We start from the raw sequence: 7,836 nt of genomic DNA, 5'->3' as shown, positions 1-7,836 counted from the left end.
AAAACAAGTTGCCCTTTTTTTACCATATGCATAGCTTCTATTCCAGAAATAATGGATGTAGCTGTGCGAAAGGATTTCAATCCTAACATCGAACGAACTGGCTTTTTAATAAACCGATGATCTTGTTCCACTATGTTATTGAGATATTTCACTTGCCTTAGTTGGATGCCTAATGGCATCTTTTTTTCTTTTCTCAATTCTTCAACTGCTATAGGATAAGCCCCGTTCCTCCATCATTTCCACCAAATCACGAAAGTTCAAGTTGTACCGTAGGTACCATCTTACTGTTTGCAAAATAATATCATGACGATAATGCTTCCACTTGAATAAATTTCGCTTTTCCATACTGATCACACACCTTTTTTAGAGTAATAGGATCAGTATGTCCAAGATTTAGAGATTACTTGCAATTATCTTGAAGTTTTCGCACCAGAACCATATAAAGTATTACTAGCGCGTTAACATAAACATAGTATTCCTGGGTTAGTAGATTAAAAATCTATCTTTTTTAGGAAAAGAAAGAAGCATCCATTATAGTAATTTTTTCTTTGTTATATATGAATTATATATTGATGATGAATTACCCTTCTGCTGAGAAGAGTATTCTACCATAAAAAAATAAATAACTAACTAACATGAAAAACAAAATGATTAGTATTGTACGAAAATTACACATAGTAGTCCTCCTTAGGGTATAAGGGGAGTTTAATACATACTGCACCTTTTACATATATTGCAATGTAGGACAAGTTAGTTGCTTATATCCTATTCATTACTCCTAATCGCATTGAAGAGCATTTGCCTTATTGGTTCTAGTGCAAATATGAATATAAGGACAAATGTGTTGTAAATTCCTAACGGGATCTTATCTTATACAATGAATACAACCAAGTGCTTGATGCAAATATTGACTAGTCCCCTAAATCTATCTGTCTCGTTTTGACCATATTTATGACCTCTATTCAATTGATTATCTTTTTAGCAGTTTAAAAGGATTTTAATTCTAACATGTTCCAATTCCGTTTTTTAATATACCAACGGTCTTGTTCAATGATATTGTTTAAATATTTTTTTACATGAAGTGGCATATCTTGAAGTATGCTGTTTTACTTGTTTTACAACAAGATGGGCTTTAGCGCCATCTGCAGTTATCATACGAGGTTTATAGTATGAAAGGCAGCCAAGACTTTGTTAAAAAAGCGCTCAGCTGCCTTTGTCATCGTCATACACGTCCTTTATTTATTAATATTATCAGTGTACACAATGAAAATATTTTTTGAACCAGAGCCTGGTTTTGTCAACTTACTTTAATTTTATTATTCTTGAATTGCTATTTCTTCCTTTATTATTGTTCCAGTAGACGCACTCGCTGCTGAAGAATAACCTATTGAAAAAGTGCTATCGCACAAATTGGTAATAGTTTTTTTCATTCCTCTCCCCTCTTCTTATATTTTTTTACATCACATTGGATGTATTTATAGGATATATCCGCTATATAAATATGAGATGCAGTTTAGATGTATTTCATTTAAAGATTTAATCGCAACAAAAAAGAATCATTTCCTACAGGATAGAGGCTACTTTACTTCTTCATATTCCTTCATAATTTTATAAAACGTGTTTCTCTTTAGTTCTAACTAGGGGTACCGCCACATCGCCATCAAGCTAAAGTTATGCAGTGCCCTCCTAAATGAAAATTTTTATCTCACTACAATTATTTATAACCATTCAGCTCATTTTTTTCGTTTTGGGGTTGATCTGTTTTTTTAAGTTGATGGCGATGGGGTCACTATATCATTCTGGGAAAATTGTACGCTAAGGACTACAAACCCTTATCATTACAGGTTTTTATCTTTCTGAACATATGTTCAGAAAGATAAAAACCTAAGTTTAATTGAACATTGATTTGTTTACACACTTTCTGAACATGATTATAGCTAGAAAACGTTGATATTATTGGGTTTTATCCTCTATTCATAAATATAAAATTTTCTGTACACAGGTATGTATTCGCAACAAAGATACAAATTTCACAAGAAGATTGGATAATATACAACAAAGTTATAAACTTGATGTATCCTTAGTTAAGGTAGACAAATAAGATCTGTTATATTTTTTTGAATATAAGTTTTTAGCAGCTATTTGTACAGCTGCTTTTTTATTTTTGTATCATTGTTTAATATTTGTTCTTCTACTTCTTAATTAAGAAATAGTTAAGAAATAGTTAAACCCCATTTAAAAGATTTTTCCCATAATAAAATTATAGACACACAAGAAAGTTGGTATTTTCACATGAGTACAATAATAAAAACCGTTAATTTAACGAAAAGATATGGCAACCAGAAATCAGTTGATAACCTGAATTTAAATGTACATCAGGGACAGATTTATGGATTTATTGGTCGAAATGGTGCGGGTAAAACAACTACTATCCGAATGTTACTAGGATTAATAAAACCTACAAGTGGAAAAATTGAAATATTTGGTGAAGACTTAGCGCAGAATCAGAAAGAAATTTTAAGAAGAATTGGTTCAATTGTTGAAGTTCCAGGTTTTTATGAAAATCTAACCGCAAAGGAAAATTTATTAATTAATGCAAAAATCATTGGAGTTCATAAAAAAAATACGATTGAAGAAGTATTAGAGATTGTCGGACTACAACATGAAGCGAAAAAACTGGTCGGAAAATACTCTTTAGGAATGAAGCAACGATTAGGAATTGCAAGATCTCTTCTCCATTATCCAGAATTATTAATATTAGATGAACCAACTAACGGCTTAGATCCAATTGGTATTAAAGAAATGCGAAAGCTGATTAAATCTTTAGCAAAGGAAAGAAATATAACGATATTAATTTCTAGCCATATTTTAGCTGAAGTCGAACAGCTAGTCGATCATATGGGAATTATTCATGAAGGAAAACTATTAGAGGAGATTGCTCTTGATACACTTCGAAAAACAAATCGTCAATACTTGGAATTCCAAGTAAATAATGATAATAAGGCCGCGATGCTATTAGAAAATCAATTTCATAACTCAGATTATGAGGTTCATAATGAAGGAAACATTCGTGTCTATTCTCATTTTGGACAACAAGGAAAGATTAATAAAGCGTTTGTCCAAAACGATATTGAAGTATTAAAAATTATGATGAGCGAGGATAAATTGGAAGATTACTTCACCAAATTGGTTGGAGGTGGAACAATTGGTTAGTTTATTATACACAGAACTATTAAAATTAAAACGGTCTTATATGCTTTTGATTAGTATTATGGGGGCAGCGGTAGCACCTTTTATGGTAGTAGTAGCTTCATATATAAGCATAAAAACAAAACATCCTACTCCAACTATTGTGTTTGAACAACTGTTTAATGAAGTCACTTTGTATACTGTTGTAGTGATTGGAGTCCCTCTATTTGGAGTCATCACCGCTTATCTTTTTAATCGTGAATATGCAGAAGACACATTAAAAAATTTATTAACTATTCCTGTATCACGCATTAAATTCCTTATAAGCAAATTAATAGTCTTATTCTTATGGATTATGCTCTTAATTTTGGTTGCTTGGGGACTAACTGTCATTTTCGGTCTATTAGGACAGTTTAAAGGTCTTAATTCATTATTATTAATAAATTCCTTAAAACGACTTCTTATAGGTGGGGCATTTCTTTTTATTCTATCAACACCAGCCATATTTATAACAATTGTATTAAAGAGTTATGTACCAACTATGGTATTTACGATTGTAATAGTCTTATTAAACTTAATGACGACAAATTCAAAACATAGAGGATTGTTTCCATGGCAAGCAGCAGGAGATATTTCAAGAAATACGCTTCTTCCCACTTACCCTCCTGAATATTCTTATATTGTTATTTTTGCAACATCTTTTATTGGATTAATAGCATTAATCACCTATTTTAAAAGGGTAGATATTCACTGAGCAATGTAATATTTGAACCTACCTAAGGTTTTATTAGATAAAAACCATTTAGATTTATATTTAATTTATGGATATATATCGATTTAAGGAGGGAATTTTAAATGTCTTTTTCTCAATTAAATATTGATGCTTTTCGAGCCATCAATGATTTAGGTAAACAATATTCATTCCTAAACTCACCCATGATATTTTTGGCGGAATATATGGTATATTTTTTAGGCTTAATTATTATAGCTTACTGGTTTACTCGATCTCGAAAAAACAGGATGATGATTATTCAAGCGATGGTTGCTTTCATGACTGCTGAGATAATTGGAAAACTAGCAGGGAAATTTCATTTGAATTATCAACCATTTGCAGTATTACCTGATGTTAATAAACTTGTCGATCATGCAGTAGATAATTCATTTCCTAGTGACCATACGATTCTATTTTTTTCAATTTGTTTTTCATTTTGGCTTGTTCGTAAAAAGACTGGATGGTTATGGCTTGTGCTTGCACTCTGTGTAGCTATCTCTCGTATCTGGGTAGGAGTTCATTATCCTTTCGATGTCGTAACAGGAGCTTTATTAGGAAGTATTTCAGCATTATTTTCGTATTGGTTAACACCGAAAATTGCATTTATCAAACAATTACTTAATCTTTATGAAAAAATGGAGCAAAATGTCTTACCATCCAAAAACAAATCGAAAGACTTTTGAGTATACATAATTGTAAAAAAGAACTGTACATTATAAAAATCTAAAATAAATAAAGCAGTATATTGAAGAGGGAACATACGATATTGTGTATGGTTCAGGATTCTGTCATCAACAAATATTCTATAAAAAATTCCCAAAATGATATGGTGAGGCCTTATTGCTTCTCTAAAAAGGAAAAATAAGAAATTGGAAGACGAAAACAAGCAATTAAGAGAGCAACTGAAAGTAGCTTACGCAGATGTATATAAGATGTTATAGTCAATAGGAGAACGTTGTTCTCCTACTTCAACTATCGGACCAGATTGTTGAAGAGAATATCTTGAAATTAAATCAAATAAATAAACCATTTAGGAGGTGACAATCATTAATGAAACAACAAGAACATGTTATCTTTCGTGAGGTTCAGCGACCACAACAAATTTGGGTATGGATACTCATATTGGGGATCGCCATACTGATGTGGTATGGATTCATTCAACAAATTATCCTTGATACCCCGTTTGGAGATAAACCAGCTCCCAATGGGGTATTAATTGTTTTGTGGTTGTTTTTTGGGATTGCCTTTCCTGTATTAATGCTTGGGGTATTGAAACTGATCATTGAGGTCCGTGAAAAAGGTCTTTATGTTCGTTTTGTTCCTTTTCATTTTCAATATAAGCAGTACCTTTTTAAAAATATACGTCACTATGAATGCATTACCTACAGTCCACTAAAACGATTTGGAGGATGGGGAATTCATTTTAACCTTAAGGGTGAAAAAGCCTATAACATGAATGGAAAGAAAGGTATAGAGCTAAAGTTGAAATATAACACAGTGGTAATCGGCACTCAAAAACCGGACGAATTAAAAAAAGCATTGGACTCGGCACAAAAAGCATAATGAAAATTAATATTCAACAAACGGGCGCGATTGTTGAATAAGAAAGGACATTACATATTAGTCATATAAAATATGTAATGTCCTTAAATTTATTTGTTTTTTTAATTTAGGTCTTGATAAATAGATTTTTCAAAATGGTTTCTTTTGTCTTGGCATAATATGAGAGTTTACAAATGCTTTTTGATCAAACTTTATTCCAAAACAACAACTGAAAAAATAAGTTTACGGAACATATTTAAAGAGAACGTTTTTAAAAACTTCAAATCTAATTACCTTAAAGTCAACGTTTTATCATACATTTCAAAGCTGTTTACAAGTGGCCCGAAAAAGAACGAATCGTTGCCGTACCCCATATCCATCAACTTAAGAAAAATAAGCACCCTCCCAAACGAGAAAATGAGCTGACTTCTCAAAGTAACTACCTGTAGAGAAAGAAAATTTTCATAGGTGTCCATGAGAATTGAGCTCATTTTTTCTCGTTTTGGGATATTTGCTTTTCTTAGCTTGACGGTGATGAGTATTATGGGATAAAGCTCATTGTTTACACGATGTTACCCCAATTACTCCAACTGATATAAGTAAGTTAGCAATTAGAGATGTTATTAGTACATCCTGGAACCCTTTAAACAAGTAAAGAAATTTTAGTTATATAGAGCTATGATGATTAAAAAGAACCGCAACATACAAATGGCGGTTCTTTTGCTTGGTTTTATATTCTATTTTATGTAAAATAAATCCATATAATATATAGATAAAAAGCTATACATATCAAAAAGTAAAGAGGGGAAAAAATGTCACGTAAATTATACTTTACACTCATTATGTTAAGCCTTATTTGGGGAGGATCTTTCTATTTTTTCAAGATTTTAGTTGCAGATTTCAATCCTTTGGTAGTAGCATTTTTACGATCAACTTTTGGAGCTATAACACTTATTGTACTTATACCATTTTTCCGCAAATCTTTTAAAGGGAAAATTCCTTTTATACCTTTGTTTGCTGTAGGAATACTAAATACTTTAATTCCATGGACACTTATTTGTTTTAGTGAACAAAAAATGACTAGTAATTTAGCTTCTGTCTTAAATGCAACCCAACCATTATGGACAATGGTTTTAGGAATTTTATTATTTGGTATACGTTCCAATCGTAACCAAATTATAGGTCTATGTAGTGGATTCATAGGTATTTTAATACTCTCAGATATACATTTATCAAATGTTTTTTCAGTTGATTCATTAAATTTCGTTGCAATGTTGACAGCAACTTTTTGCTATGGTTTAGCAACTCATATAACAAAGCGTTATCTTAAAGAAATATCCATGTTCCAAATTTCTTTAGGTACATTATTAGTCGGTAGCATATGTAGTGGTGTCATAGTTCTATTTTTAGAAGAACCAATTCAAATTTTAACTAAAATATCATGGCATCATATAGGCGCATTAATTGGAATAGGTACATTTGGATCAGGTATAGCCTATTTACTTTATTTTTACTTAATTCAAAAAGGGAGCCCAAACTTCGCTTCTATATCCACATACTTAGTGCCAGTATCAGCTATTTTCTGGGGATATATTCTTTTAAATGAAAATATAAGTTGGAGATTAATCATTGGGTTAGTTTTTATACTTATGGGAGTTTATATAACTAGTCGTAAAATCAAATTAAATATTCCTGTTAAAAGTATACAAAAAGAGTCCTAACTACTTAGGGCTTTTTCTTATTTTCGAAAGTAAACTTTTGAATAGCAGCATTAGGGGTCACTATACATGCCCATCAATTCAGGAGATTTTAATACCCTCAAATACCAAAAAACGTCAGCCTTTCTGTGTATTTCTACAAAAAGAATAACGCTTTTTTCGTTTTATAGATACAATTTCGCTTTAGCTTGATTACAATGGGCGGTATCCCTTGATTAAAATTTATTATAAACATAAAATGTAATTAAAAGTATATGGGAGAAAGATATGGAAAATAGACCGTGGTATTTACAAAGTAAATTTTTATATACAATATGTTTAATACTACCATTAATAGGGTATATAATTGTTTTATCTAACAAAAAAGAATTCACACATGAAGAATGGCTACCATTTCTTTTAGTAGCAACAATTATGACTGCTTTTTGGCTATTGAAATTCCTTCCAACTAATATGTTTTTTATAGGAATAATTATAACCATAATAATAATATATATAGTTATCAAAAATTAAATCTGCACCGTCAATAATTTTGTGTAAATAAGTGATCCCTTTGCTTGTCTGAGGGATTTTTTGTTTTTGGGTGTAACTTGTTTTCTTAAGTTGATGGGCATG

Annotated in this window: 6 protein-coding genes and 3 pseudogenes; 6 read left to right on the top strand and 3 right to left on the bottom strand. The window is 31.1% G+C overall.

Going from position 1 to position 7,836, the window contains the following annotated elements:
• Both C568_RS32295 and C568_RS35980 read right to left on the bottom strand, forming a co-directional pair.
• A pseudogene (locus tag C568_RS32295) lies at window positions 1–345 on the bottom strand (DDE-type integrase/transposase/recombinase); the annotation flags it as partial.
• A 983-nt stretch (window positions 346–1,328) separates the two neighbouring features.
• A pseudogene (locus C568_RS35980) lies at window positions 1,329–1,411 on the bottom strand (LPXTG cell wall anchor domain-containing protein); the annotation flags it as partial.
• Window positions 1,412–2,292: 881 nt separating this feature from the next.
• Between C568_RS35980 and C568_RS0129845 the strand changes: the two are divergent.
• The 6 genes and pseudogenes from C568_RS0129845 to C568_RS0129825 all read left to right on the top strand — a co-directional run bounded on the left by C568_RS0129845 (window position 2,293) and on the right by C568_RS0129825 (window position 7,224).
• The gene (locus C568_RS0129845) at window positions 2,293–3,213 is read left to right on the top strand and encodes an ABC transporter ATP-binding protein (protein WP_018783689.1); all 921 of its coding nucleotides are present in this window, start codon (window positions 2,293–2,295) and stop codon (window positions 3,211–3,213) included.
• A complete protein-coding gene (locus C568_RS0129840) occupies window positions 3,206–3,943 on the top strand; it encodes an ABC transporter permease (RefSeq protein ID WP_018783688.1) in 738 nt (245 codons plus the stop codon). Before C568_RS0129845 ends, C568_RS0129840 begins: the two co-directional genes overlap by 8 nt.
• A 101-nt stretch (window positions 3,944–4,044) precedes the next feature.
• Window positions 4,045–4,644 carry an undecaprenyl-diphosphatase gene (locus tag C568_RS0129835; protein WP_018783687.1) on the top strand — a complete coding sequence of 200 codons (600 nt, stop codon included), beginning with the start codon at window positions 4,045–4,047 and terminating at the stop codon, window positions 4,642–4,644.
• 153 nt (window positions 4,645–4,797) lie between these two features.
• A pseudogene (locus tag C568_RS35975) lies at window positions 4,798–4,902 on the top strand (DUF6262 family protein); the annotation flags it as partial.
• Window positions 4,903–5,011: 109 nt separating this feature from the next.
• Window positions 5,012–5,524 (top strand): DUF6141 family protein, encoded by a 513-nt coding sequence (locus C568_RS0129830; RefSeq protein WP_018783686.1) that lies wholly within the window; start codon window positions 5,012–5,014, stop codon window positions 5,522–5,524.
• A gap of 791 nt (window positions 5,525–6,315) precedes the next feature.
• Window positions 6,316–7,224 carry a DMT family transporter gene (locus tag C568_RS0129825; protein WP_018783685.1) on the top strand — a complete coding sequence of 303 codons (909 nt, stop codon included), beginning with the start codon at window positions 6,316–6,318 and terminating at the stop codon, window positions 7,222–7,224.
• 426 nt (window positions 7,225–7,650) lie between these two features.
• Here the strand turns inward: C568_RS0129825 and C568_RS35970 are convergent.
• Window positions 7,651–7,836, bottom strand: a 186-nt coding sequence (locus C568_RS35970) for a hypothetical protein (RefSeq protein WP_231399127.1), incomplete at its 5' end; no start/stop codon positions are given.

The organism is Bacillus sp. 95MFCvi2.1 (assembly GCF_000374965.1).
Classification (GTDB): domain Bacteria; phylum Bacillota; class Bacilli; order Bacillales; family Bacillaceae_G; genus Bacillus_A; species Bacillus_A pseudomycoides.
This window is presented reverse-complemented; position numbering and strand designations above follow the sequence as displayed.

Coding starts and splice junctions, on each gene's coding strand:
- C568_RS0129825 (WP_018783685.1), top strand. CDS start 6,316: ATGTCACGTAAATTATACTTTACACTCATTATGTTAAGCCTTATTTGG.
- C568_RS0129835 (WP_018783687.1), top strand. CDS start 4,045: ATGTCTTTTTCTCAATTAAATATTGATGCTTTTCGAGCCATCAATGAT.
- C568_RS0129830 (WP_018783686.1), top strand. CDS start 5,012: ATGAAACAACAAGAACATGTTATCTTTCGTGAGGTTCAGCGACCACAA.
- C568_RS0129845 (WP_018783689.1), top strand. CDS start 2,293: ATGAGTACAATAATAAAAACCGTTAATTTAACGAAAAGATATGGCAAC.